The organism is Arthrobacter sp. C9C5 (genome assembly GCF_013359735.1).
Lineage (GTDB): Bacteria > Actinomycetota > Actinomycetes > Actinomycetales > Micrococcaceae > Arthrobacter.
On sequence record NZ_JABFMX010000010.1, the window covers coordinates 56596 to 80158 of the forward strand.

The window sequence follows — 23563 nt, forward strand, 5'->3', positions numbered from 1 at the left end:
CCGCCGCAGATGAACCACAATACAATTCTGATGTGCAGAACAAGCCATCATCCCCCTCCGCCCGGAAGCCCGTGCAGAAACGGCCTACCTATTCCATCGAGGCCGTCGACAACGCACTGCAGCTCCTGCAGCTGCTCCGCGACGGCGGGCCGCTGCGGCTCAAGGACGCCGCCGCGGAGCTCGGCGTCGCCCCTTCCACCGCCCATCGCCTGCTGGCAATGCTGGTTTACCGGGGTTTCGCCGTGCAGGATGAAACCCGCCGCTACGTCCCGGGCCCGGCGATGGGCGTCGGGCCGGCCGGGCTGGCGTGGACCAGGCTGCTCCGCACGCTCGCGCAGCCGCACATGGAACTGCTCTCCGCCCAGCTCAACGAGACAGTGAACCTGATGGTGCGGGTGGGCACGAAAGTCCGCTTCCTGGCCACGGTGGAGGGGAACAACGTCCTGCGGGTCGGCGACCGGCAGGGAACCGTCATGCCGGCCAACAAGACGTCCGGCGGCAAGGCCATGCTCGCCGAACTGGAACCCCCCATGATCGAACAGCTCTTCCGCAGCAACAATGCCGAGATTGGCGGGGACACCATCGCGGACGCGGAGTACCCGGCGTTCCTGCGCGAACTGGAGTCCATTCGCAGCAACGGCTTCGCCGCCAATTTCGAAGGCACCGAGGAAGGGGTCAGCGCCCTCGGGATGGCCCTGCACAACCGGCACGGGCACGTCGTTGGCGCGCTCAGCGTCGCGACTCCCGCCACCCGCTTCCGGCGGGTGTTCGACGCCGGCCTGGTCGCCGCCCTGCGGGAAACCTGCCGGCAGCTGGAGATCGACATCGCCGCCAATCCCGCAGAACCGGACTAAACACCCGGCACGGCACCCGGGGGACCGTCCGTCAATTCTGACTGGCAGAATATGTTGGAGGTCACACTGCGGGCTCCGTATGGTCGAACTACGCCAACGAACTGTTCTGACCTACCGAGGAGGCCCACGTGTCCATCAGCGCCGAGAACACGACCCATGAATCAGTGGCCGCGGGGCACACTGCACCGGAGCCCACGCCCGAAGAGGCCGCCCAGCTGCAGGAGCTCTACCGCGACTTTGACCGCGAGAACCTGATCCCGCTCTGGACCGAAATCGCGGACCTGATGCCGATGGTCCCGAGCCCGAAGGCGGTCCCCCACGTCTGGCGGTGGAGCGATCTCTACCCGCTGGCCGCCCGCGCCGGCGACCTCGTCCCGGTGGGCCGCGGCGGCGAACGCCGCGCCATTGCCCTGGCCAATCCCGGCCTGGCGGGCACCCCGTACGCCACGCCCACGCTGTGGGCGGCCATCCAGTACCTCGGTGCCCGGGAGACCGCCCCGGAGCACCGCCACTCGCAGAACGCCTTCCGCTTCGTCGTCGAGGGCGAAGGCGTCTGGACCGTCGTGAACGGCGACCCGGTCCGGATGTCCCGCGGCGACTTCCTGCTGACCCCGGGCTGGAACTTCCACGGCCACCACAACGACACTGACGAGCCGATGGCCTGGATCGACGGCCTGGACATCCCGTTCGTGCACTACGCCGACGCCGGTTTCTTCGAGTTCGGCACCGAGCGCGTCACCGACGAGGCCACCCCGGACATCTCCCGCTCCGAGCGGCTCTGGGCCCACCCGGGCCTGCGCCCGCTCTCCGGACTGGACGACACCACGAGCTCCCCCATCGCCGCCTACCGCTGGGAATACACGGACCGCGCGCTGCGCGAGCAGCTGCTGCTGGAGGACGAGGGCCACCCCGCCACCGTGTCCCAAGGCCACGCGGCCGTCCGCTACACCAACCCCACCACCGGCGGCGACGTGATGCCGACCATCCGCGCCGAATTCCACCGGCTGCGCGCCGGCGCCAGCACCGAAACCCTGCACGAGGTTGGCTCGAGCGTCTGGCAGGTCTTCGAAGGCCGCGGCTCCGTGGCCCTCAACGGCGAAACCCGGACCCTGGAAAAGGGCGACCTCTTCGTGGTCCCGTCCTGGGCTGCCTGGTCCCTGCAGGCGGACTCGGAATTCGATCTCTTCCGCTTCAGCGACGCCCCCATCTTCGAACGACTGAACTTCAACCGCACCTACACCGAAGGACGCAAGAACGCATGAGACTCCTCACCCTCCGCACCGGAAACGGCACTTCCACCGTGGCCGTCCGCCAGGACGGCGACACCCTGACCGAGATCGACGGCTTCGCCAACGTCGGAGAGCTGCTGAAGGATGCCGCTTGGGAGGCCAAGGCCAAGGCTGCGGCCGGCGCCACCCACCCGCTCGCCGGCGCCGACCTGGACGCCGTGGTCCCCTCCCCCGGCAAGATCATCTGCGTGGGCCACAACTACCGCAACCACATCAAGGAAATGGGCCGGGAAGTCCCCGAGTTCCCGACCCTGTTCGCCAAGTACGCCGAATCCCTGATCGGCCCGAACGATGACCTGGCCCTCCCGCAGGAATCCGACGCCGTGGACTGGGAAGCCGAACTCGCCGTCGTGATCGGCAAGGCCGGCCGCCGGATTTCCGAAGCCGACGCGAAGGACCACATCGCCGGCTACGCCGTGCTCAACGACGTGTCCATGCGCGACTACCAGTTCCGCACCATCCAGTGGCTGCAGGGCAAGACCTGGGAGAAGTCCACCCCGTTCGGTCCGGCCCTGGTCACCAGGGACGAATTCAGCGCCGGACCGCTGATGACCTCCGAGGTCGACGGCGAAGTCCAGCAGAGCACCCCCACGTCCGACCTGGTCTTCACCCCGGAGTTCCTGGTCTCCTACATCTCCACCATCATTACGCTGAACCCCGGTGACGTGATCGCTACCGGCACGCCCGGGGGCGTGGGCCATGCCCAGGATCCGAAGCGCTACCTGCAGGAGGGCCAGCTCCTGGTCACCACGATCGAGGGTCTGGGCCAGCTGAAAAACCGCGTGGTCAAGGAAGCCTGATGGTTGCCCGCCACGACCAGACGACGGACCCGGAGCTGCTGGCAGCCTTGCTGCAGGCGCGCCGGGGCACGGCGTTCTTCGCCCGCAAGCTCAACGAGCTCTCCGACGCGGAGCTCGACGGCGACTCGCTGCTGCCCGGCTGGACCCGCCGTCACATCACGGCGCACATCGGCTACAACGCCCGGGCCATCGCCCGGCTCATCGAGTGGGCGGCCACCGGGGTGGAAACCCCGATGTACCCCTCCACCGAGGTCCGCGACCACGAGATCGACTTCGGCGCCACGCTGAGCCCGATCGCGCTGCGGCACCTGTTCGACCACTCGGCCGTGCACCTTAATGTCGAATGGCGGGACCTCCCGGAGGACGCCTGGCACCACAAAGTGCGCACCATCCAGGGCCGGGAAGTGCCGGCCACGGAAACGGTCTGGATGCGCAGCCGGGAAGTCTGGATGCACGCCGTGGATCTGGACAACGGGGCCGTCTTCCGGGACATCCCCGTTCCCGTCCTGGAGCGGCTGCTCAAGGACATAACCGGCGCATGGAAGACCCGCGGCACCGACGCGGGACTGGTGGTCAAGGCCACGGACCGCGACCTCACCTTCGGGGACACGGCGTCGGCGACGCCCACGGTGGTCTCGGGGCCGCTACCCGCCGTCGTCGAATGGGCCGCCGGCCGCGGAAATGGCGGCGTCACCGCCACCGGGCCGCGTGCCGGGGACGGGACGGTTCCTGCCGCGCCGAAGTGGATCTGAGCGCCGGCTAAGCGGACGTAAAAGCTGTAGGCCCGCTCAGCGAGGGGGCCTACAGCTTCTCCGACGACCTGGCCTGACCGGCCGAATCGACGACGACGGGCGCGCTCCTGCCCAGTTGCAGGCCGGAAAGTCCCAACCGAGCAGGCGACACGCCGGCCGATTGCGCGTGGCGGGTCTGGTAACTGGGCTGGAGCGCAGCAGAGACGGCGGGCGGCAGCCGCTTCAGCCTTCGTCGCAGAGCAGGTGGTACCAGTTGTCGGCCAGTATCTCCAGTGCGTGTTCGCGGTTGGGTTCAAACTTGCGTCGTGTCCAGAGCGTGGCCACGTAGTCCAGGGAGGTGAAGGCGAGGGTCCCGCGGATGTGGCGCGTCTCCTCCGGGAAACGCCCGGCCAGCTCCATTCCCCGAACCAGGTCGGAAATGACCTCCTCGTGCCACCCCTCAACCATGGCGCGCACCTCACGGTCGACTGCGGCGGCCTCGTCGAGGACGTCGAGGTAGGGCCGGAAAACCGGCCAGAGCGCCGCCCGCGACTCGAGCCAGGCCAGGATGCCCGGCAACTTGCCTGCACGCACCACGTCAACCAGGTCGGCCGCGGTGGAACCGCTCTCCGGTCCGTCGGCACGGTCCAGCACAGCGTTGACGCGCGCCATGAAGTCCCGCATCAAATCGGCCCGTGAGGGGTAGTAGGCGTAGAAGGTCACCCTGGTGGTGCCGGCCGCCGCCGCGATCTCGTCGATGGTGGTCGCGGCGTAGCCCTTTTCGGTGAAGAGCTCAAGCGCCCGTTCCACGATCATGTCGCGGGTGAGCTTCTTCTGGGCTTCTCGCAACGACGACATGGATCAATCCTAACGGTGGCGGGCGTCAAACCCGGGCGGGCGACGCGGGTCGCAGCGCCGCCGGACCCGCGTCGGCCAGCCGGCGCAGTTTGGGGACCGGGATCCGGTAATTGAGCGCCGCGGCGGTCCCCGAACCGTCCGGGTTGTCCCAGCGCATCAGCGCCGAGCCGGGCTCCTGGCCGGGATCGCTATAGTCGGGAGCGCCTACTACCGGCGTGAAGCCGACCGCCTTGAGCGAGAGCCCAAAGCCCTCCGTCCAGAAATACGGCTGAAAGTTGAACTCGGGGGCGGCGTCGCCGTGCAGCAGGCCGACGGCGGCGACCTTGGCCTGGTCGATGGCACTCGTCCAAAGGGGAACGCGCTGCAGGCCGCGAAGGGTGGGGAAGAACGCCACGTCGCCGGCGGCCACGATCTCCGGCCGGAGCCGGCCGCGCGAGTCGACGCGCAGCGACCCCTCGCTGAGCAGACCAGAGCCGGCCAGCCAGTCAATGTTCGGCTCATCGCCGACGGCGGTCACCACGAGATCCGCTTCGAGTTCCGTGCCGTCGGCCAGGACAACCGTTGCCCCGGCGCCGTGATCGACCAGACGGGCCTTTCCGCCGCGGACCACCCGCAGGCCGCGCAGGATGGCGGTGGAGGTGAAAATGCCGGAGAGATGGTCGCCAAGCTGGCGCGACAGCGGCCTGACATCTGAGACGAGGGTGACCTCGCAGCCCATATGCAGGCAACCGGACGCGACCTCCATGCCGAGCGGTCCGCCGCCGATCACGATGACCGAGGGGCGCGAGGCGACACGCTCCCTGAGCAGGACCGCATCCTCGATGGTGCGCAGGGTCAGCTCGCGGACGGGGCCGTCCTGGTCCGGCCCTGCAGGTCCGTGCCCGACGGCGAGGCGCTTCGCCCGGGAGCCGGAGGCGATGACCAGGCCGTCGTACGGCAGCTCGCCGCCCCCGTCCAGGCGGACCAGGCGGGCGTCGACGTCGAGGCCGGTGGCGCCCACGCCGAGCAGCTCGGTGGCTTCGTGGCTCGGCGCGGGGAGCTCGTGCGCACGGAGCGCATCGTCGCTCTTCCCATCAGCACCGTGCAACAGCGCCTTGGACAGGGCCGGCCGGCTGTAGGGATGGTGGCGCTCGGCGCCAACGACAGTAAGTTCACCGTCGAAGCCGGCCGAGCGCAGCGAGTCGCAGGCCGTCAACCCTGCAATGCCGTTGCCGACCACCACAATCCTGCGCATCATCAGGCCGCGGCCAGACGCAGGGCGGCAACCGGACAAACCCGCACCGCTGCTTTGGCGGCGTCGAGCGCGGCCCCGTCCACCTCAGCGACATCAATGACCAGTTCGCCGTCGTCGTCGAGGTGCATCAGCTTCGGTGCGGCTTCCTCGCACAGGCCGTGCCCCTCGCAGCGCGGCCGGTCCAGTTCGATCCTCATGCTGCCACCACCTTTTCGACCTGGAGCAGTTCGAAGCTCCGGGTGATGTTGCTTGGCTCCCGGACCCCCTCGCAGACCGTCAGCGTTTTCACTCGGCGGGCAAGTGCCTCGATGATCGCATGTGCTTCAAGTTTCGCCAGGCCCTGTCCGGCGCAGCCGTGCGGCCCGTAGCCGAAGGAGAGGTGGTCCACCGGGTTGCGCAGGACATCGAAGGCGTCCGGGTTCTCATAATGCCGCGGGTCCCTGTTGCCGGCGCCAAAGAGGATGCCCACCTGGGCGCCGGCCGGAATGGTGACTCCGTCGATTTCGACGTCGCGGGTTGCCTTGCGGCCCCAGATGTGGACCGGTGCCCAGTAGCGCAGCACTTCGGCGAAGGCTGCGGGAACGAGTTCCGGGTTCTCCCGGACCAGCTCGAACTGTTCCGGGTGGTGGCCGAACAGCGCAATGATGTTGCCGATCGAGGCGATGGTGGTATCGACACCCGCTCCGAGGTACTGGTGGATGATGTGCCCGGCGGAGCCCTGCGGGATGTCCCCGCGGGTCTCGGCGTCGAAGATTCCGCGGCCGATGGAGCCGGGCGTGAGGTCCTCGGCGGTGACCGACGAGCACCAGCCATAGAGCTCCCCGGCGATCGGGAAACTCTCCTGGGTGCGCTGGTTCAGCGGGCCGATGACCTGCATGGCGGCCTGGCCCCAGCGCAGCATGTTGTCCTTGACGTTGCCGCTGAAGCCAATGAGGTCGGCAACGATTTCGATCGGGAAGGCCCGGGCCAGCGCATCGATGGCCTCGAAGCTGCCGTTCGCGGCGAGCTCCGCGACGAGCTTGTCCGCCTTTTCGTCGATGACGACTTTCAGCCCACGGAGGGCGCGGGGGGTGAGGTTCTGTGACAGCGTGGCGCGGAGCTGGGTGTGGATAGGTGGGTCCGAGGCAAGCGAGGTGCCCTGCAGCGCCTCGTTCACCATCGGGTTGAAGCCGATGCTGGTGGATGAGAAAGTTTCCGGATCGCCGAGTGCGTCGCGGATGACGTCGTAGCGGGTCAGGACGTAGAGCTCGTTCTTGGGCAGGTGGACCACGGCCCCCTGCTCGCGGAGCGCGGCATAAGTGGGATAGGGGTCGACCAGGATGTCGTCATCCCAGATGTCGACGTCGGATTCGATGGGTGCAGTCATGGTGTTCTCCTTGTGGAATGGTCGGTTGCCGGATGGGACGTCAGACTCAGACGACGGCCTCGGCGTTGGCTTCGGTGGTCTCCGCGATCGCGTCAGGCGTGGGCGCCGAGGACCGTGCGGAGATGAAGAGGGTGAGAATGGCGGAAAGGGTCGCCGCGATGCCCGCGGCAAGGTACACAGTCTGGAAACCCTGGCCCAGGGAGGTCCCCGCTACGCCCTGGATCTGCTGTTGTGCGGAGCCGAGGGCCTTGACCATGCCGTCGACCGCCTGGGCGGGTGCGCCGCCGGCCGCAGCCTGGCCGGAGAACTGGGCGATGACGCCGTCCCAGCCGGAGAGGTAGCCCAGCGGCGGCACGTTCGACAGCCCGGCGACGGCGTCGGCGGGCAGGCCTGCCCCGCCAAGGATTCCGGCGAGGGGTCCGGCGAAGACGCTGGCCCCGACTCCGAAGGCGATGGCCGAGCCGATCACGGGGCCCAGGGCGAAGCCGAGGTCGCGCAGCAGGTTGGTGGTGGCCGAGGCCATGCCGATGTGCTGCGGCGGGACGGTGTTGATCGCGACGGCGGTGATGGAGCCGACCGTGAGCGCGAACCCGATGCCGAGCAGCAGCAGCGGGGTAATGAATGCGGTCCAGGGAGTTCCGCCGAAGGCCTCCGGAGTGCCTAGGGCGAACGTCGAGAGCCAGAAGGCGGAGACGGCCATGAAGGCGAAGCCCGCCGTGAGCACCCAGCGCGGGGCCACGTGGTGGATCAGCCAGCCGACCACCGGGATGAAGGCGAAGGCCGGGCCCTGGATGAACACGAACAGTACGCCGACCTTCCAGGCTTCGGCGAGGGCGAGTCCGCCGACGGCGACGCTGGTGCTGAAGCAGACCGCGAGGAAGGCGAACATGCCGGTGACGGCAACAATGCCGGTGATGGAGTAAGCGCTGTTCCGGAACAGGGACAGGTGGATCAGCGGCTGGCTGGTGCGCATTTCGATGACGACGAAGGCAACCAGGAGGAGGCCGCCGACCACATAGCTGGCGATCACCTCGGCGCTGCCGAAGCCGGCGTCGACCGCCTGCACGGTGGCGAAGAGGACAGCGATCAGGCCGAGCGCGAGCGTCACCTGGCCGGGGAGGTCCATCTTGCGCCCGTCGGCCGCTGCGGAGTCCTTCGCACGGACCGCAACGATGAGGACGGCGACGGCGATCGCGGCGGCGATGTAGTAGGCAACGCGCCAACCACTAAAGGCGTTGGGCGCGCCTGCCCCGGCACCCGGAACGGTGAACGCTGCAGCCGTCAGGCCTGCCAGCGTGGGAGAGATGACCGCCCCGAGCGAGAGGAATCCGGCCCAGGTGGCGATGACTTTCGCCCGGGCGCGGTGGTCCGGGGTGATCGCCGCGATCATGGAAAGCGAGATGGGGAACAGAATGCCGGCCCCGATGCCGCCGACCGCCTGCGCCGCGATCATCATTTCGGTGGTGGACGCCAGTGCCGCCAGGACCGAGCCGATGACGCTGACCACGGCGCCGGCGTACAGCAGCTTCTTGCGCCCGAACATGTCGCCCAGGAGCCCCCAGCTGAGCTCAAACACCACGATGCCCATCATGAACATGCCGGCGATCCAGGTCAGCCCGGCGCCGGAGGTGCGGAATTCCACGGCGAAGGTGCCGTTGAGGGCGCCCGGCAGCGCGTTGGTGATCTGGGCCAACGTGACCGCACTGTAGGCGGCGACGAACGTGGCCCGCACCGAGCCGCGGCTCGATACGGAGGTGGTCTGACTCATCGATGAAACTCCTTTGTTTCAAAAGTTGGTGTGGCGTTCACCACAGTTTGGAGCCAAGCTTTACAGACTGTCAAGAGGGCATACGCAACGTTGGCTTCATAAACGCTTCGATCGATATGCGCCTCAACGTACACTTCGACTATTTCCTTGACACCGTGTAAAGCGTTGTGTGATGCTGGCTACACCGCAACGGAGCGACGGCCTGGCCGGGCTCCGCGGCGCTCCTGCACTTAGCACCCGAACTTCAAGGGAGAAGCCACGTGAGTTACCCCCCACCCCCCGGCTCCGGCAAGGCGATTGCCGCCGCCTCCGGGCAAACCGTCAACACGGTCCTGGGTCCCATCCCTGCTGCCGAACTGGGCGTTGTCGCGGTCCATGAAGCCTTGTTGTCCGTACTCCCCGGCGCCCAGTACGCCCCGGACATCTCCATGGACCGGGCCGAGATTTTCGAGGTCCTGGCAGGCAAGCTCGCCGACTTCCGCGACCACGGCGGCAGCACCATCGTCGATAGCACCGGCATGTTCCACGGCCGCGACCTCAAGCTCTACGAGGCACTGTCCCGCTCCACGGGCATCCACATCGTCGCTTCCACGGGCCTGGGTCCGGAGGAAGAACTCGGCGGGTACTTCCTGACGCCGCAGACCAACCCGCCCACGCCGTGGCCGGCGGAGAAGTTCGGCGAACTCTTCGGCAAGGAGGTCACCGAGGGGATGGTGGTGCCCCGGGTTGAGCGCCGCGCCGCCGCCGGCATCGTCGCCACCATCGCGGACCGCGCCGGCATGACTCCGACCGAGGAGAGCCTGTTCAGAGGCTCCGCCCGCGCCGCTAAGGCCACCGGCGTCCCGGTCTCCATCCGTTTTGGCGACGACGCCCTGCACGACCTGGACATTGTCCTCGATGAGCAGCTCGCGGCCGACCGGGTGCTGGTCGGCGACCTGGACCGCAGTGACGCAAAGGGTGCCGCCGTCGAGGTCGCCGGCCGCGGAGCCCTCGTCGGCCTCGACCACGTGGGCCTGAACGACCATGCGGACTACCTCACCGACCACGAGCGCGCCGAACTCGTCCTCGAGCTCGTCGAGGCCGGCCACGCGGACAAGATCATCCTTTCGGGCAATTCGATCGGCGTGGCCAAGGGCCTGCCGGAGTACAACCTGCCCTACAGCCACGTCCTGACCACGTTCGTGCCGTTCCTCAAGTCCCGCGGCCTGAGCGAAGACGACACCCGGCGGATCCTCGTGGACAACCCGCGCCGGCTGCTGACCGTGCGCTAAGCACGCGTCCGCTCACAGACAACAACCTTTCGAACCCCCGAGGTGAACGCATGACCAAGGTCAACACAGTGCTGGGAACCATCCCGGCCGAAGAACTGGAAATCGTGGCGGTCCACGAACACATCGGCTACGGCATGCCCGGCTCCGAACTGGACACCAAGTGGTGGAAGTCGCCGGAACAGGCCTACGAGGAAACCGTGCCCAAGCTGCGCAAATTCCGCGAATACGGCGGCGGCACCTTCGTGGACGCCACCGGCATCTGCAACGGCCGCGACGTGGACTACTACCAGTCCCTGTCCCGGAAAACGGGCGTGCACATCGTGGCCTGCACCGGCTTCGTCGGCGGAGACACCGCCCTGCCGCACTTCTCCCGCGCCACGGTGGACTACCTCGCGAAGGTGTTCATCCACGAGATCACCGTCGGCATCGGCAACACCGGAGCCAAGGCCGGCGTCATCAAGGTCGGCGTGAGCCGGGGCGGACGCATGACGGCCCTGGACAAGCGCATCTACCGGGCCGCAGCCCGTGCCGCCGTCGTCACCGGCGCGCCGATCCTGACCCATCTGGCCATCGACCCGGAACCGGCCGTGACCATCTTCAACGAAGAGAGCCTGCCGCTGGACCGGGTGTTGTTCGGCCACGCCGACGACGGCCTGAACGCACCGATCACTCCGCATGACTGGATCTACCAGCAGGGCGGCCGGATCGGCTTCGACACCTTCGGCTACGACCTGGAGCTGCCGGACCCGCCGTTTTGGGGCCGCAAGCGCGCCGAACGGATGGAGCACTTCGTCAAGCTCGTCAACAAGGGCTACGCGGACAAGCTCCTCGTCTCGGCCGACGCGAACTGCAGCCCCCTGGGCTGGCCGGGTGTGAAGGGCCACACCATCAACTACATCTTCGAGGACATGATCCCCGACATGCGGGCCGCCGGCATCGACGACGTCACCCTCAAACTCCTGCTCGAGGACAACCCGGCAGACTTCCTGTCGCTGCACGCCTGAGCCGCGGACAGACCCGCGGGGAAACCCCCACAACTTGCCCGTTCAGCCGGACCTGGCCCGGGCCACCAAAGACTCAAGAAAGAGATGAAACCATGAAGGCTGAAGACCTCAAAAACCTCAAGATCGCCGTCGTCGGCGCAGGCTACGGCGGGGCCGCGGCGGCCAAGGCCCTGAGCCTGCTCGGCGCGGACGTCAAAGTCTACGAGCAGGCTCCCCAGATGGGCGAGGTCGGCGCCGGCATCGGCCTGCGTCCCGCGACCATGGCCCGGTTCCGTCAGTGGGGGATCTTCGACGCCGTCGCCAAGGTGAGCTCGGCGAGCGACTACTTCGAAATCCTCACGGCCACCGGCGAACCGATCATGAAGGACACCTGGCCGGAGTTCGGCGACGAGAAGCAGACGTACCTCATCCACCGCCGCGACTTCATCGAGGCCCTGCTCGGCGTGCTTCCCGAAGGCATGGTGCAGCTTGGCCACAGGTTGGAAACCATCGAGGACAAGGGCGGCCGCTCCGTCCTGACCTTTGCCAACGGCGAGAGCGTCGAGGCCGACCTGGTGGTCGGCGCCGACGGCATCAAGTCGGCAGTGCGCGAGCAGCTCTTTTCCGACAAGGGCCCGGTGTTCTCCGGCGAGCACGCCTACCGGGTGGTGATCTCCGCCGACGACGCCCACGGCCTGGTGGTGGACGACAACCTGCGGATGTACATCGGCAAGGGCACCAAGGCCTACCTGCTGCCGCTGCGCCACCGCAACCAGATGTCCTTCGACATCACCGCCCTGAACCCGGACGGGACCTGGGCCCCGGCCATCACGAAGGAAGAGCTCCTGAAGACCGTGGAAGGGTTCGACGAGCGGATCGTGGCGATTGCCCGCGGGCTGGACATGGACACCGTCAACATCCGCGCGGTCTACGACATCGACCCCGTCGACACCTGGCACACCGACTCGGTTGTCCTGATGGGCGATGCGGCCCACTCCATGCTGCACCACCAGGGACAGGGCGCGAACTCCGCCATCGAGGACGCCGGAGCGCTGGCCGACGCGCTCGCCGAGGCCGGCTCGGTCAAGGAGGCACTCGCCCTGTTCCAGGCCACCCGCAAGCCGGTGACGGATGAGCTGCAGCGCATCTCCCGCCAGGGCTGGAGCGAGGAAGAGGTCAACGACGTGTTCCCAGGCCAGAAGCCCGCCTCCCAGAAGCCCGCCTCCCTCAGCGCAGCGGCACCGGCGAAGGCCTGAACGCCATGGCCATCCACCCCGAAATCGCCAAGATCCTGTCCACCCTGCCGGCACCCGACGGTTCGCCTCTGGACCCCGGCGCCATGCGGGCCGGCGAGGCCGCGCAGGTCCCCCCGCTGGAGGAGCGCCTCCCGCTGCACGCTGTCGATGACGCCACGGCCGTGACGCCGTTCGGCGAGGTGCCGGTCCGGATCTACACGCCGGCCGAGGCCGACGCCTACGGCCTGGTGGTCTACTTCCACGGCGGCGCCTTCTTCCTGGGCAGCCTTGACACGCACGACCACGTCGCACGGGCCCTCGCTAAGGAAACCGGCTACAAGGTCATCTCCGTCGGCTATCGGCTGGCGCCCGAGGCCGCGTTCCCGTCCGGCCTCGAGGACTGCTACGGCGTGGTCCGTTGGGCCGCTGAACTGGGTGCCGGCCTGGGCTGGGACGGGAAGAACCTCGCCATTGCGGGCGACAGCTCCGGGGCCAACTTCGTCGCCGCCGTCGCCGCCCGGGCCCACGACGACGGGTTCAACCGGATCGCCCATCAGGTCCTGTTCTACCCGTCGCTGGACCTGGATTTCGACGTCGAACGCTATGCGTCGCTGCGGGAGAACGCCGAAGGGTACGGGCTGGAGACCGCGGGCCTGCTGCCGTTCAACTCCTTCTACCTCAACAGCGGGGCAGACCCCGCGGATCCCCTCGTCTCCCCCATCAAGCGCCAGGACCTCTCCGGCCTGCCGCCGGCCCTGATCATCACCGCCGAGTATGACCCCCTGCGGGACGAGGGCGAGCTCTACGGCCGGCGCCTCAGGGAAGCCGGTGTGGAAGCGTCGGTCAGCCGCTATGCGGGCGCCAACCACGGCTTTGTCGCCAATTTCTCCTGGATTCCGGAGTTCTACGGCGCGATCGAGGAAACCGCCGCCTTCCTGGGCAGCGGCACTGCGCCGCAGAGGAGTGGAGCGCAATGACGACGCCGGTAGCCGTCCATCCCCTGGTCTCCCCGTGGGGGCGGTTCGGTCTCTACAGCTTCTTCATCGACGCCCCGGAGCCCGCGATCGTCGACACGGGGATCTCCTCCTCGCCGGCCGAAGGCATGGTGCCGGCGCTGGAGGCGATCGGCCGCCGGATCGAGGACGTCCGCTGGATCCTGCTGACCCACGGCCACATCGACCACATCGGCGGCGCCTACGCCCTGTGGGAGCTCACCGGACGGCGTGCGCAGGTGGTCATCCACGAAGCGGACGCCCCGATGCTGCGCTCGCGCCGCGCCCACGTGGACGAATACCTTGCCGGACGGGCGCGGTACCTGCACGACCCCGACGGCGAGGCGAAGCTGACCGGGGCCACGAACGCCGTCATCTCGGGCGAGCTGGAGCCGGACCTGCTGGTGCGCGGCGGCGAGACCATATCACTGGGCGGCGACGTCACCGTCTCCGTCCACTCGATTCCGGGCCACACCCCCGGATCCGTGGCATACGTCATTGACGGGCAAAACGACGTCTTCGTCGGCGACGCCGTGCAGGTCCACGGCGCGGCCAACGGATTCCCCGGCTTCGTGGATCCGGCCGGTTACCGCGCCAGCCTGCAGTACCTTCGCGATGAGATCCGTCCGCAACACCTCTACCTGGGGCACCCGTACCGACGCGCGGACGGCACACCCTACGGCGTGCAACTCGACGCCGGACAGGCGGCGGAAGCGCTCCAGGGCAGCCTCGATATCGAGGCCCGCGTCAACAGTGCGGCCTGCGGCTGCCTGGCTGCCGGACTGCGGGATTCAGACTCGCCGTACTCGCCCTTCGCCCGCGTGGCCGAGGACCTTGGCTACGAGGGAGACCCCACCCTGGAGCCGTCCCCGTTCTTCACGACGCTCCACGGCTACCGCGCGGCGTTCGACCATTTGACCGAAGATGAGGAGATAAGCACTCATGGATGACTTTCAGCTACTGAACGCCGGCGGCGAAAAAATCGCCGTCCGCAAGGACCTCCGGGTCCCGATGCGGGACGGCGTCGAGCTCGCCGCCGACGCGTATCAGTGCCCGGAGGACAAGCCGCGGCCCGCGCTGGTGGCCTTGAGCCCCTACGGCAAGGAGCTGCAGGCCCTCGCCTTGACCACCCCGCCGCAGCGGCGCCCCAGCCCGATGTGGGACGGCTGCATCGAGGCCGGCGACATTGCCCGCATCGTCAAGGAGGACTACGTCCACGTCATCGGCGACCTGCGCGGCTCCGGCCATTCCGGCGGCGAGCACATCGGCAACTACAACGCCGGCGGCGTATCCCTGGGCGAGGACGCCTACGACTTCATCGAGTGGGTCGCCGCGCAGCCATGGTGCGACGGGAACGTCGGCATGGTGGGCATCTCCTACTTCGGGTCCATGCAGGTGCTGGCCGCGGCCGAACGGCCGCCGCACCTGAAGGCGATCTTCGTCTCCGGCGGACACTACGACTTCTACGAGACGACCTACCACGGCGGCATCATGTGGTTCATGCCGCGCGCCGCCCGGGAGGGCCGCGGCGGTGATTCCGGCTGGGCGTTCACCGATAACGTCAAGTCCCGCATGATCGAGAAGTACTCCCCCGGGGAACTGAAGGAGCTCGTCGCCAAGCGTCTTCAGGATCCCGACGTCGCCGCCTGGCCGAACCTGGTCCATGTCCTGCACTACCCGAAGAACCACGAAGCCTGGTTCGACATCGTCATGAACGAGCTGGACGGGGACTGGTACGAGGAGCGCAACCCCATCACGCTGGCCCCCAACATCGACATCCCGGTCTGGCTGCAGATCGACCAGGGCCGCGGCTGGACCATGGACGGCACGATCGAGCTGTTCAACGAGCTGAAGGGGCCCAAGAAGCTGGACATCGGCCCCTACCCGCCGATGCAGTCGCGGCCCTTCATCGAGGAACACGACAAGATGTTCCGCTGGTACGACTACTGGATCAAGGGCATCGACAACGGCGTCATGGACGAGCCGGCCGTGAGCGTCTTCGTGGAGGGTTCCCGCGAGCTCGTGACCGCCGAGGCGTGGCCGCCGAAGGACATCGAGTACAAGTCCCTTTACCTGCGCCCGCGGCACAAACTGTCGACCGAGCCGGAACCGATGGGATCGGAATACGCGGCGCCGGACGGTTTCTACCAGGCGCCGCTGACGGTGACAGACAAGGTGGAGATCATCAGCTGGTCCACCCCGCCGTTCGAGGAGGACACGGAGATGATCGGCACCGGCGCCGCGCACATTTTCGCGGAGATCGACCAGCCGGACACCAACTTCATCCTCCGCCTGTGGGACTACGCGCCCAACGGCAAGCGCCAGCTCATCACGAGCGGCTACCTCAAGGCCTCACACCGCGAGCTCGACGAACGGAGCACCGAGGGCAGCCCGGTCCACCCGCACACCCGCTCCGTTCCGGTTGAACCCGGGGCGATCGAGGAATACGTGCTGCGCCTGTACCCGTTCGCGAACACCTTCACGCCCGGCCACACGCTGACCGTAGAGCTGTCGAACGACGAGCCGCTGGCCGACGAGCACAACGCGCTGCTGCCGCCGGACGCCTTCCACCTGCCGGTGGGCCGGCCCGTCACGCACAAAATCTACCGAGACGCAGCCCACCCGTCCCGGCTGGTGCTGCCATTCACCACGCAGCCGTCGCTCAAGGACACGGCGGAGTGAGCTGAAAGGGCTGCGCTCCTGCCCAGTTACCTTCCTCGAATCCGCTTCCGTGCCGGGGACACACCGGCCGGCTGCGCGTGTCGGACCTGGTAACTGGGCTGGAGCGCACGGTCCGAGAGAAGGCACCGGCGGGTTGTGCTAGATTTCGGCCCATGACCTCGCATCCGCCAAGCCACCATGCCGACGCGCCCGCCGCCGCCGCTATCGGGCTGTTGGCGAGGCAGGGCTATGACGCAACGTCCGTAGAAGACCTTGCGGACGCCGCGGGCATGAGCCGCAGCACCTTCTTCCGGAAGTTCGGCTCCAAGGAGGATGTCGTCTTCGCCGACCACGAGCGGATCCTGCGGCAAGTGACGGACAGCCTGGCGGAAACGATGCAGGAACCACTGGCAGCCATCGGGGACGCGGCGCTGCTGGTTTTCAACCACCACTTGCGGAACGGGGAAACGTCCCGGGCGCGCTATGAGCTGATGCAGGCCGTTCCCGCGCTCCGGGACCGGGAGCTGGTCACCTCGCACCGGTACGAGCGGGCGTTCCTCCAGCACCTGCTGGACAGGCTGCCCGACGCCGAGCACCGCGAGTACAAGGCCGTCTCCTTCGCCGCGGCTGTCGTCGCGGTCCACAACGCCTTCCTCCGGCGGTGGCTTCGCAGCGGGGCGGCCCAGGAAACGGAGACGGCCGCCCGGGACAGAGCAACGGCGCTGGCGAACGAGCTTCACGCCCTCTCCGAGATCTTCCGGCCGGCCTTGCTGGGCTCCGGCCCGGCGCACCCGTCCCCGGCCGTCGTCGTGACCGTCCTCGCGGCGGGCGCAGATAAGGACGCGATAGTGCAGGCTGTCCGGGATGCCCTGCCCTAGGCCCGCCACAGCCCTTCTGACACTTAGTTCCTTGACGTGAGACTCCGTTTCAATGCATCCTTAGTCGGTGTGGCCTGAGCCACACTACGCGGGCCGTTGAACCCCGCGCCCCAGACAGAGGACTTACTCATGACGACGACGTCGCCCGGCTCCGGGCTCACCGCCACAGCGGCCACGGACCAATTTCCGCTCGGCACGGTCGAACCCGACTACGTGCTCACCGAAGCCTTGGGCACGGATCCCGCCTCCGTGTTCGCCAAGATCAGCGACGAGGACCGCGGCTACTGGGAACGCGCCCGCAACTTCGTCCAGGATGAGGTCATTCCCGTCATAGACGGGTACTGGGAGCGCGCCGAGTATCCGCTGCACCTGCTGCGCCGCCTCGGCGAGCTGGACTTGCTGCGCGACGGCGTCCCCGTGGAAGGGTTCCCCGCGATGAGCAGCATGGCCGCCGGCCTGGTGAACATGGAGATCAGCCGCGGCGACGGCTCCGTGGCAACCATGATCGCCGTGCAGGGCGGTCTCGCCCTGCGGTCCATCGCGGAGTGCGGGTCTGCCGAGCAGAAGGAACGCTGGCTGCCGGCGATTGCCGCAGGCAAGGAATACGCCGCGTTTGCGCTTACGGAACCGACCCACGGCTCGGATTCGGTGGCCCTTGAATCCACGGCCACCAGCACGGAGGGCGGCTTCCTTCTCAACGGCGAGAAGAAGTGGATCGGCAACGGCTCGGTCGGCGGCGTCAGCGTGGTGTGGGCCAGGGGTGAGGACGGCCAGGTTCACGGCTATCTGGTACCGCAGGACTCCCCCGGCTACTCCGCTACGAAGATCGAAGGCAAGCTGGCCTTGCGTGCCATCTGGCAGGCCCACATCCGGCTCGAAAGCGTCTTCGTCCCGCAAGAGAACGTACTGCCGGGGGCGCGGACCTTCAAGGACACGGCCCGCGTGCTGCTGGCGACCCGGCTCGGAGTCGCTTGGTCCGCCGTCGGACACGCCACCGCCTGCTACGAAACCGCCGTTCAGTACGCCAAGCAGCGCGTGCAGTTCGGCCGGCCGCTGGCGGCTTCCCAGATCGTGCAGGAAAGACTGGCCCGGATGCTCAGCGAACTGGCCACCATGCAGCTGATGGTCGTCCAGATGACCCGCCTCGATGAAGAAGGGTCGCTCACCCCCGAACAAGCCTCACTGGCCAAATACACCTGCACCCGCACGGCCCGCGGCATTGCCTCCAATGCCCGGGATCTCCTCGGCGGCAACGGCATCCTGCTGGCCAACCGCGTCGCCCGGCACCTCGCCGACATCGAAGCCATCCACACCTACGAAGGCACCGAGACCATGCAGGCCCTCATCATCGGGCGCGGGATCACTGGCTCCTCCGCCTTCGCCTGATCAGCACTGCGCCTGCCAACCCGAAAGGACTTTCATGAACCAGAACGCCAACATCCCCGTCATCCTCGGCGGTGCCCGGACACCCTTCGGCCGATTCCGCGGCGGCCTGACGGCCTTCTCGTCCAGCGAGCTCGGCGCCCACGCCATCCGCGCCGCGCTGGAGCGCACCGGTGTCTCCCCGGAACAGGTCGGCGCGGTCATCGTCGGCCAGGTCATCCAGGCCGGCGCCGGCCAGGGCCCCGCGCGCCAGGCCAGTCTGGCCGCCGGCATCGGCCGGGACGTCCCCACCGTCACGATCAACAAACTCTGCCTCTCCGGGCTCACGGCCGTCATCGACGCCGCCCGGATGATCCGGGCCGGGGAGGCCGACTTCATCGTCGCCGCCGGCCAGGAATCCATGACCAACGCCCCGCACCTGGTCCCGGGGCTGCGCGCAGGTGTCGTCATCGGTGACGCACCCATGCTCGACTCCCTGAACCACGACGGCCTGCAGGACCCCGTCAGTGGCAAACTGATGGGCGAAGCCACCGACGCAGGAAACGCCGAGCGGGGCATCACCCGGGCCGAGCAGGACGCCGTCGCGGCCCGCTCCCACCAGCGCGCCGAGGCGGCACGCGCCGCCGGGGTGCTTGCGGAGGAAATTGCCCCCATCCAGGTGCCGCAACGCAAGGGCCCCGCCCTGACGCTGGAACACGACGAGGGAATCCGGCCGGAGACCACCGCCGAATCCCTGGCCCAGCTCCGGCCCGCCTTCTCGAAGGACGAGGCGGCCACCATCACCGCCGGTTCGGCTTCCCCGCTCTCCGATGGTGCCGCAGCCCTGGTGATCGCGAGCAAGGCCGCGGCCGAAGCGGCGGGCCTGGACTGGATCGCCGAAATCGGCGCCCACGGCCAAACCGCGGGACCGGACGGATCCCTGCACTCCCAGCCGGCCCGTGCCATTGGACGCGCCTTGTCTCAGGAGGGGCTCACCGCCGAGGACCTCGACCTCGTCGAAATCAACGAAGCATTCGCCTCGGTCCTCATCCAGTCAGCCAACGACCTCGGCATCGAGACCGACCTCGTCAACGCCGACGGCGGCGCCATCGCCCTCGGCCACCCGGTGGGGGCTTCGGGCGCCCGCCTGGTCCTGCACCAGGCGCTGGCCCTGAAGCGCCGCGGCGGAGGAACCGGCGTCGTCGCCCTCTGTGGCGGCGGCGGCCAGGGCGATGCCCTGATCCTCAAAGCTTAATCAACCCTACGAAGAGGCAGGCCATGACCAACACCACCACCGGCGACGGATTCGCCACCATTTCCGTTGCGGCGATCCTGGCGGAATCCGCCAAGCGGACGCCGGACAGCGTCGCCCTGATCGTCGGTGAGGACGAGACCAGCTACGCCGAGCTGTGGCGCCAGACCAAGGCGTATGCCGGCGCGCTCCGGGACCGCGGCGTCGGCCCGGGCGACGCCGTCGCCGTCCTGATCCCCAACGTCCCGGACTTCGCCCGCGTCTATTACGCCATCCTGTCGCTGGGAGCCATCGTGGTGCCGGTGCACGCCCTGCTCAAGGCCCGTGAAATCGAGTACGTGCTTCAGGACAGCGGCGCACGCCTGATGATCTGCGCCGCCGCGCTGCTCAAGGAAGGTGCCGCCGGCGCCGCCAGCACCGGCGTCGATGTCCTGACCGTCATGGCGCCCGACGACGACGGCCTGCCCCGGCTCGAAGCCGAGGCCGCCGCGGCCGAGCCCATCCGCAGCTACGTCCCCTGCCGGCCCTCGGACACCGCGACCATCCTCTACACCTCCGGCACCACCGGCAAGCCCAAGGGCGCGCTCGGAACGCACTTCGCCCTGGTGGAACAGACCTCCGTGCTGCTGACCAGCGTGATGGACTTCAAGCCCGGCGACGTGCTGTTCGGCGGCCTGCCGCTCTTCCACACCTTCGGCCAGACCGTCGTGCTCAACGCTGGGCTGCGTGCGGGCGCCACCGTAGTTCTGATGCCGCGCTTCAGCGGCGAGGGCGCCCTGGCGCTGCTGGACCGGCACAAGGTCAACATCTTCGTCGGGGTACCGACGATGTACGTGGCGCTCCTGGAAGCGGCCAAGACGACGGCGGTCCGCCCGGCCGCACTGCGCTACGGCATCTCCGGCGGGGCGTCGCTGCCGTTGGCGGTGATGGACAAGTTCCGCGATGTGTTCGGCGTCGAGATCCACGAAGGCTACGGCCTCACCGAGACGTCCCCGGTGGCGGCCTTCAACCACGTCGGCATGGTTCCACGGCCCGGCACCATCGGGATCCCGATCTGGGGCGTCGACATCGAAATCGCGCGCGCCGAAACTGTCGAAAGCATCGAGCTGCTGCCCAACGGCGAGCTGGGCGAGCTCGTCATCCGCGGCCACCTGCTGATGAAGGGGTACTTGAACCGGCCCGAGGCCACCGCCGAGGCCGTCGTCGACGGCTGGTTCCGCACCGGGGACCTTGGCACCAAGGACGACGACGGCTACCTCACCATCGTCGACCGCAAGAAGGACATGATCATCCGGAACGGCTACAACGTCTACCCCCGTGAGGTCGAGGAAATTCTCCTCTCCCACCCGCAGGTTGTCAGCGCCGCCGTCTATGGAATCCCGCACGACGTGCACGGCCAGGAAATTGCGGCCGCGATTGTGCTCGATGCGGGAGCTGCCACCACCGAGACCGAGCTAATCGACTTCGCAAGCGCGCAGCTGGCTGCGTACAAGTATCCGCGCGTCATCAGGCTGCTCACGGAGCTCCCCCTCGGCCCCAGCGGGAAAATCCTCAAACGAAGCCTGGCCGCCGAGTCCACCGGGGCATAGGCAGCCACCAGCCGGGGTCCGTTCAGCCGGCCGGGCCCCAGGCCAGCAGCGCTTCGAGGTCGCGGGCCGTGGAGTCCAGCCTGGCGATCGTGTCCCGTTGGATCGACCGCAGGTACTCGGCGTCCGACTCGCCGTCCTGCACCCAGTCCTCGTCTCCCGGTGCATCCATCGCCTGGCGCGTGTTGGCTGTCGCGATCCTGACGTTTTCCAGCATCGCGCGCAACCGGTCCTCAGTGGTGGGGGTCTCGGCATTCATGTGTCCTCCTTGCTTTCGGCCCTGTTGCCAGGTCCCAAGGACTACCCTTGCCGCCGCGGAACGGACAGCACAAGAACTAAAGGACCTGTGTGCGCCGTTCGATCAGGACGGTGTCCCGCCATTGCCCTGCTGCAGGGCCGTGGCCCATCCGGGCAATCTTTTCCCGTCGGCCGACCACCCTGAACCCGTGGGCAAGGTGCAGCCTCAGGCTCTGCTCGTTCTCAGGGAACACGCTCGCCTGGATGGTCCAGATGCCGTCCTGTTCCGTCGAGGCGATCAAGGACCGGAGGAGGACGGATCCAATCCGCCGGCCCCGCGCTGCCTCGGCAATGTAGATGGAGTGTTCTACCACGCCGGAGTACACCGGGCGGCCGGAGACGGCGGAGACAGCCGCCCAGCCGAGAATCCCGACGTCGGGCGCGTCCGCCACCAGGCGGTGGGAAGCAAGCCGCGCGCCGTCAAACCGGGCCCAGTCCGGCGCCTCAACCTCGAACGTCGCCTGCCCGGTCGCGATTCCCTCGCTGTAGATCCGCTGGACATCGGGCCAGTCCGATTCCCGCATCGGTCGGACAGTGACGTCCGGCGCGGCGGCCAGGCTCACAGGGAAGCCAGCAGGCCGGCCGTCTGCTCAAGGGCGCCGGGAACGAGGGAGTAATAAGCCCAGGTGCCGCGCTTTTCACGGTGCAGCAGGCCGGCGTCGACCAGAATCTTGAGGTGGTGTGACACGGTGGGCTGGCCCAGGTCAAGCGGCTCGGTGAGATCGCAGACACACGCTTCCCCGTCACCGGTGCCCTTGACGATGGAGAGCAGCCGGAGCCTGTTGGGGTCGGAGAGGGCCTTGAAGACGAGGGCCTTTCGCTGCGCGTCCTCTGCACTGAGGACCGGCTGACCGGACGGTGCACAGCAGGCCTCGTCGAGGGCCGGTTCAAGGGTTTGCAGGGAATTCATGTGTCTATTATGCACATGGATTGACATTCATCGATATAGTTGGCAATACTTCATATCGACAAGCATCAATCTTTCGCAGAACAGCGGAACATGAGCAGGGCCGCGCCAGCGCAGCATAGGAGTTCAGTGAGCATCCAGACCGACCCGTCGCCCACCCTTGAAGATGAGGCTGCCGTAGTTGGCAAACTCTCCACCCTGGACCGTTTCCTCCCCGTGTGGATCATTGCCGCCATGGGCCTCGGCCTGCTCTTGGGCAGCTTCGTACCGGGCCTGAACACCGCGCTTGAGGCGGTCAAGGTCGGCGAAGTCTCGCTGCCGATCGCCGTCGGCCTCCTGGTGATGATGTACCCGGTGCTCGCGAAGGTCCGCTACGACCAGGCGCACCGCGTGATCGGCGACCGCAAACTGATGGTCACCTCGCTGGCCTTGAACTGGGTGCTGGCTCCGGCGTTCATGTTCGTCCTGGCCTGGATCTTCATCCCGGACCTGCCCGAGTACCGCACCGGACTGATCATTGTCGGGCTGGCGCGCTGCATCGCGATGGTGATGATCTGGAACGACCTTGCCTGCGGCGACCGGGAAGCCGCCGCCGTGCTGGTGGCCATCAACTCCGTCTTCCAGGTCATCGCCTTCGGTGCGCTGGGCTGGTTCTACCTCCAGCTCCTGCCGTCCTGGCTTGGCCTGCCGACCACCAGCGCGGACTTCTCCTTCTGGTCCATCACCGCCTCCGTGCTGGTGTTCCTGGGGATCCCGTTGCTGGCCGGCTTCCTGACCCGCACCATCGGCGAAAAAGCCAAGGGCCGCGACTGGTACGAAGGCACTTTCCTCCCCCGGCTCGGCCCGTGGGCGCTGTACGGTCTGCTCTTCACCATCACCTTGCTCTTCGCCCTGCAGGGCGGGACCATCACGTCCCGACCCTTGGACGTCGCCCGGATCGCCTTGCCGCTGCTGGTCTACTTCCTGGTCGTGTTCGGCGCCGGGATGCTGGTCGGCAAGTGGTTGGACCTCGGCTACGCCAAGACCACCACGTTGGCGTTCACGGCTGCCGGCAACAACTTCGAGCTCGCCATCGCCGTGGCGATCGGTACCTTCGGCGTCACCTCGGGGCAGGCCCTGGCCGGCGTCGTCGGGCCGTTGATCGAAGTCCCCGTCCTTGTTGCACTGGTTTACGTGGCCCTCTGGGCCCGCAAGCGCTTCTTCGCCTCCCGCCCCCTTTCCGTCTAACCCCACAAACTT

General features: G+C 67.8%; 23 protein-coding genes. 15 read left to right on the forward strand and 8 right to left on the reverse strand.

Annotated features, from left to right (window positions below):
* Nucleotides 1–32 precede the first annotated feature (32 nt).
* From HNO80_RS18155 to HNO80_RS09620, 4 genes are all read left to right on the forward strand, one after another.
* Nucleotides 33–854, forward strand: coding sequence for an IclR family transcriptional regulator (locus HNO80_RS18155; protein ID WP_175322623.1), 822 nt, complete (start codon nucleotides 33–35; stop codon nucleotides 852–854).
* A 128-nt stretch (nucleotides 855–982) separates the two neighbouring features.
* Nucleotides 983–2116 carry a cupin domain-containing protein gene (locus HNO80_RS09610; protein WP_175322624.1) on the forward strand — a complete coding sequence of 378 codons (1134 nt, stop codon included), beginning with the start codon at nucleotides 983–985 and terminating at the stop codon, nucleotides 2114–2116.
* Complete coding sequence (locus tag HNO80_RS09615) at nucleotides 2113–2943, forward strand: fumarylacetoacetate hydrolase family protein (RefSeq protein ID WP_175322625.1); 831 nt, start codon at nucleotides 2113–2115, stop codon at nucleotides 2941–2943. The genes HNO80_RS09610 and HNO80_RS09615 overlap by 4 nt, the downstream gene beginning before the upstream one ends.
* Nucleotides 2943–3695, forward strand: coding sequence for a maleylpyruvate isomerase family mycothiol-dependent enzyme (locus HNO80_RS09620; RefSeq protein ID WP_175322626.1), 753 nt, complete (start codon nucleotides 2943–2945; stop codon nucleotides 3693–3695). Before HNO80_RS09615 ends, HNO80_RS09620 begins: the two co-directional genes overlap by 1 nt.
* 222 nt (nucleotides 3696–3917) lie before the next feature.
* On the opposite strand, the gene HNO80_RS09625 is transcribed toward HNO80_RS09620, so the two are convergent.
* The 5 genes from HNO80_RS09625 to HNO80_RS09645 are packed head-to-tail and all read right to left on the reverse strand — an operon-like array spanning nucleotide 3918 to nucleotide 8900.
* Nucleotides 3918–4532 (reverse strand): TetR/AcrR family transcriptional regulator, encoded by a 615-nt coding sequence (locus HNO80_RS09625; protein ID WP_175322627.1) that lies wholly within the window; start codon nucleotides 4530–4532, stop codon nucleotides 3918–3920.
* Between the two features lie 25 nt (nucleotides 4533–4557).
* Nucleotides 4558–5769, reverse strand: coding sequence for an NAD(P)/FAD-dependent oxidoreductase (locus tag HNO80_RS09630; protein WP_249777265.1), 1212 nt, complete (start codon nucleotides 5767–5769; stop codon nucleotides 4558–4560).
* The gene (locus tag HNO80_RS09635; RefSeq protein WP_175322628.1) at nucleotides 5769–5963 is read right to left on the reverse strand and encodes a ferredoxin; all 195 of its coding nucleotides are present in this window, start codon (nucleotides 5961–5963) and stop codon (nucleotides 5769–5771) included. Before HNO80_RS09635 ends, HNO80_RS09630 begins: the two co-directional genes overlap by 1 nt.
* Nucleotides 5960–7132: a cytochrome P450 gene (locus tag HNO80_RS09640; protein ID WP_175322629.1), complete on the reverse strand. Its 1173-nt coding sequence runs from the start codon at nucleotides 7130–7132 to the stop codon at nucleotides 5960–5962. Before HNO80_RS09640 ends, HNO80_RS09635 begins: the two co-directional genes overlap by 4 nt.
* A gap of 46 nt (nucleotides 7133–7178) precedes the next feature.
* Nucleotides 7179–8900 carry an MFS transporter gene (locus HNO80_RS09645; RefSeq protein ID WP_175322630.1) on the reverse strand — a complete coding sequence of 574 codons (1722 nt, stop codon included), beginning with the start codon at nucleotides 8898–8900 and terminating at the stop codon, nucleotides 7179–7181.
* Between the two features lie 260 nt (nucleotides 8901–9160).
* Between HNO80_RS09645 and HNO80_RS09650 the strand changes: the two genes are divergently transcribed.
* From HNO80_RS09650 to HNO80_RS09695, 10 genes are all read left to right on the forward strand, one after another.
* Entirely contained in the window at nucleotides 9161–10171 is a 1011-nt protein-coding gene (locus HNO80_RS09650; RefSeq protein WP_175322631.1) for a phosphotriesterase family protein, read from the forward strand.
* Nucleotides 10172–10221: 50 nt separating this feature from the next.
* Nucleotides 10222–11175, forward strand: a complete 954-nt coding sequence (locus tag HNO80_RS09655; RefSeq protein WP_175322632.1) for a phosphotriesterase family protein — start codon at nucleotides 10222–10224, stop codon at nucleotides 11173–11175.
* A gap of 92 nt (nucleotides 11176–11267) precedes the next feature.
* The gene (locus tag HNO80_RS09660) at nucleotides 11268–12410 is read left to right on the forward strand and encodes an FAD-dependent oxidoreductase (RefSeq protein ID WP_175322633.1); all 1143 of its coding nucleotides are present in this window, start codon (nucleotides 11268–11270) and stop codon (nucleotides 12408–12410) included.
* A 5-nt stretch (nucleotides 12411–12415) separates the two neighbouring features.
* On the forward strand, nucleotides 12416–13366 hold the full coding sequence (locus tag HNO80_RS09665; RefSeq protein WP_175322634.1) for an alpha/beta hydrolase: 951 nt from the start codon (nucleotides 12416–12418) through the stop codon (nucleotides 13364–13366).
* Nucleotides 13363–14331 (forward strand): MBL fold metallo-hydrolase, encoded by a 969-nt coding sequence (locus HNO80_RS09670; protein ID WP_175322635.1) that lies wholly within the window; start codon nucleotides 13363–13365, stop codon nucleotides 14329–14331. Before HNO80_RS09665 ends, HNO80_RS09670 begins: the two co-directional genes overlap by 4 nt.
* On the forward strand, nucleotides 14324–16063 hold the full coding sequence (locus HNO80_RS09675) for a CocE/NonD family hydrolase (protein ID WP_175322636.1): 1740 nt from the start codon (nucleotides 14324–14326) through the stop codon (nucleotides 16061–16063). Before HNO80_RS09670 ends, HNO80_RS09675 begins: the two co-directional genes overlap by 8 nt.
* Nucleotides 16064–16215: 152 nt before the next feature.
* Nucleotides 16216–16920: a TetR/AcrR family transcriptional regulator gene (locus HNO80_RS09680; RefSeq protein ID WP_175322637.1), complete on the forward strand. Its 705-nt coding sequence runs from the start codon at nucleotides 16216–16218 to the stop codon at nucleotides 16918–16920.
* A 129-nt stretch (nucleotides 16921–17049) separates the two neighbouring features.
* A complete protein-coding gene (locus tag HNO80_RS09685) occupies nucleotides 17050–18306 on the forward strand; it encodes an acyl-CoA dehydrogenase family protein (protein WP_175322638.1) in 1257 nt (418 codons plus the stop codon).
* A gap of 34 nt (nucleotides 18307–18340) precedes the next feature.
* Nucleotides 18341–19537 (forward strand): acetyl-CoA C-acetyltransferase, encoded by a 1197-nt coding sequence (locus tag HNO80_RS09690; RefSeq protein ID WP_175322639.1) that lies wholly within the window; start codon nucleotides 18341–18343, stop codon nucleotides 19535–19537.
* A 23-nt stretch (nucleotides 19538–19560) separates the two neighbouring features.
* The gene (locus HNO80_RS09695) at nucleotides 19561–21123 is read left to right on the forward strand and encodes a long-chain-fatty-acid--CoA ligase (protein ID WP_175322640.1); all 1563 of its coding nucleotides are present in this window, start codon (nucleotides 19561–19563) and stop codon (nucleotides 21121–21123) included.
* Between the two features lie 22 nt (nucleotides 21124–21145).
* On the opposite strand, the gene HNO80_RS09700 is transcribed toward HNO80_RS09695, so the two are convergent.
* The 3 genes from HNO80_RS09700 to HNO80_RS09710 form a co-directional block, all read right to left on the reverse strand.
* Nucleotides 21146–21379, reverse strand: coding sequence for a hypothetical protein (locus tag HNO80_RS09700; protein ID WP_175322641.1), 234 nt, complete (start codon nucleotides 21377–21379; stop codon nucleotides 21146–21148).
* Between the two features lie 76 nt (nucleotides 21380–21455).
* On the reverse strand, nucleotides 21456–21980 hold the full coding sequence (locus HNO80_RS09705; protein WP_349627318.1) for a GNAT family N-acetyltransferase: 525 nt from the start codon (nucleotides 21978–21980) through the stop codon (nucleotides 21456–21458).
* The gene (locus HNO80_RS09710) at nucleotides 21977–22327 is read right to left on the reverse strand and encodes an ArsR/SmtB family transcription factor (protein WP_175322642.1); all 351 of its coding nucleotides are present in this window, start codon (nucleotides 22325–22327) and stop codon (nucleotides 21977–21979) included. The genes HNO80_RS09705 and HNO80_RS09710 overlap by 4 nt, the downstream gene beginning before the upstream one ends.
* 90 nt (nucleotides 22328–22417) lie before the next feature.
* Here HNO80_RS09710 and arsB point away from each other — a divergent pair, with 90 nt between their 5' ends.
* Nucleotides 22418–23551, forward strand: a complete 1134-nt coding sequence (arsB, locus tag HNO80_RS09715; RefSeq protein ID WP_283810478.1) for an ACR3 family arsenite efflux transporter — start codon at nucleotides 22418–22420, stop codon at nucleotides 23549–23551.
* Nucleotides 23552–23563 lie beyond the last annotated feature (12 nt).

What these genes read in the sequence shown, in the direction of transcription:
- HNO80_RS09615 (WP_175322625.1), top strand. Translation starts at nt 2,113, where the DNA reads ATGAGACTCCTCACCCTCCGCACCGGAAACGGCACTTCCACCGTGGCC.
- HNO80_RS09620 (WP_175322626.1), top strand. Translation starts at nt 2,943, where the DNA reads ATGGTTGCCCGCCACGACCAGACGACGGACCCGGAGCTGCTGGCAGCC.
- HNO80_RS09625 (WP_175322627.1), bottom strand. Translation starts at nt 4,532, where the DNA reads ATGTCGTCGTTGCGAGAAGCCCAGAAGAAGCTCACCCGCGACATGATC.
- HNO80_RS09630 (WP_249777265.1), bottom strand. Translation starts at nt 5,769, where the DNA reads ATGATGCGCAGGATTGTGGTGGTCGGCAACGGCATTGCAGGGTTGACG.
- HNO80_RS09635 (WP_175322628.1), bottom strand. Translation starts at nt 5,963, where the DNA reads ATGAGGATCGAACTGGACCGGCCGCGCTGCGAGGGGCACGGCCTGTGC.
- HNO80_RS09640 (WP_175322629.1), bottom strand. Translation starts at nt 7,132, where the DNA reads ATGACTGCACCCATCGAATCCGACGTCGACATCTGGGATGACGACATC.
- HNO80_RS09645 (WP_175322630.1), bottom strand. Translation starts at nt 8,900, where the DNA reads ATGAGTCAGACCACCTCCGTATCGAGCCGCGGCTCGGTGCGGGCCACG.
- HNO80_RS09655 (WP_175322632.1), top strand. Translation starts at nt 10,222, where the DNA reads ATGACCAAGGTCAACACAGTGCTGGGAACCATCCCGGCCGAAGAACTG.
- HNO80_RS09660 (WP_175322633.1), top strand. Translation starts at nt 11,268, where the DNA reads ATGAAGGCTGAAGACCTCAAAAACCTCAAGATCGCCGTCGTCGGCGCA.
- HNO80_RS09665 (WP_175322634.1), top strand. Translation starts at nt 12,416, where the DNA reads ATGGCCATCCACCCCGAAATCGCCAAGATCCTGTCCACCCTGCCGGCA.
- HNO80_RS09670 (WP_175322635.1), top strand. Translation starts at nt 13,363, where the DNA reads ATGACGACGCCGGTAGCCGTCCATCCCCTGGTCTCCCCGTGGGGGCGG.
- HNO80_RS09675 (WP_175322636.1), top strand. Translation starts at nt 14,324, where the DNA reads ATGGATGACTTTCAGCTACTGAACGCCGGCGGCGAAAAAATCGCCGTC.
- HNO80_RS09680 (WP_175322637.1), top strand. Translation starts at nt 16,216, where the DNA reads ATGACCTCGCATCCGCCAAGCCACCATGCCGACGCGCCCGCCGCCGCC.
- HNO80_RS09685 (WP_175322638.1), top strand. Translation starts at nt 17,050, where the DNA reads ATGACGACGACGTCGCCCGGCTCCGGGCTCACCGCCACAGCGGCCACG.
- HNO80_RS09690 (WP_175322639.1), top strand. Translation starts at nt 18,341, where the DNA reads ATGAACCAGAACGCCAACATCCCCGTCATCCTCGGCGGTGCCCGGACA.
- HNO80_RS09695 (WP_175322640.1), top strand. Translation starts at nt 19,561, where the DNA reads ATGACCAACACCACCACCGGCGACGGATTCGCCACCATTTCCGTTGCG.
- HNO80_RS09700 (WP_175322641.1), bottom strand. Translation starts at nt 21,379, where the DNA reads ATGAATGCCGAGACCCCCACCACTGAGGACCGGTTGCGCGCGATGCTG.
- HNO80_RS09710 (WP_175322642.1), bottom strand. Translation starts at nt 22,327, where the DNA reads ATGAATTCCCTGCAAACCCTTGAACCGGCCCTCGACGAGGCCTGCTGT.
- arsB (WP_283810478.1), top strand. Translation starts at nt 22,418, where the DNA reads ATGAGCAGGGCCGCGCCAGCGCAGCATAGGAGTTCAGTGAGCATCCAG.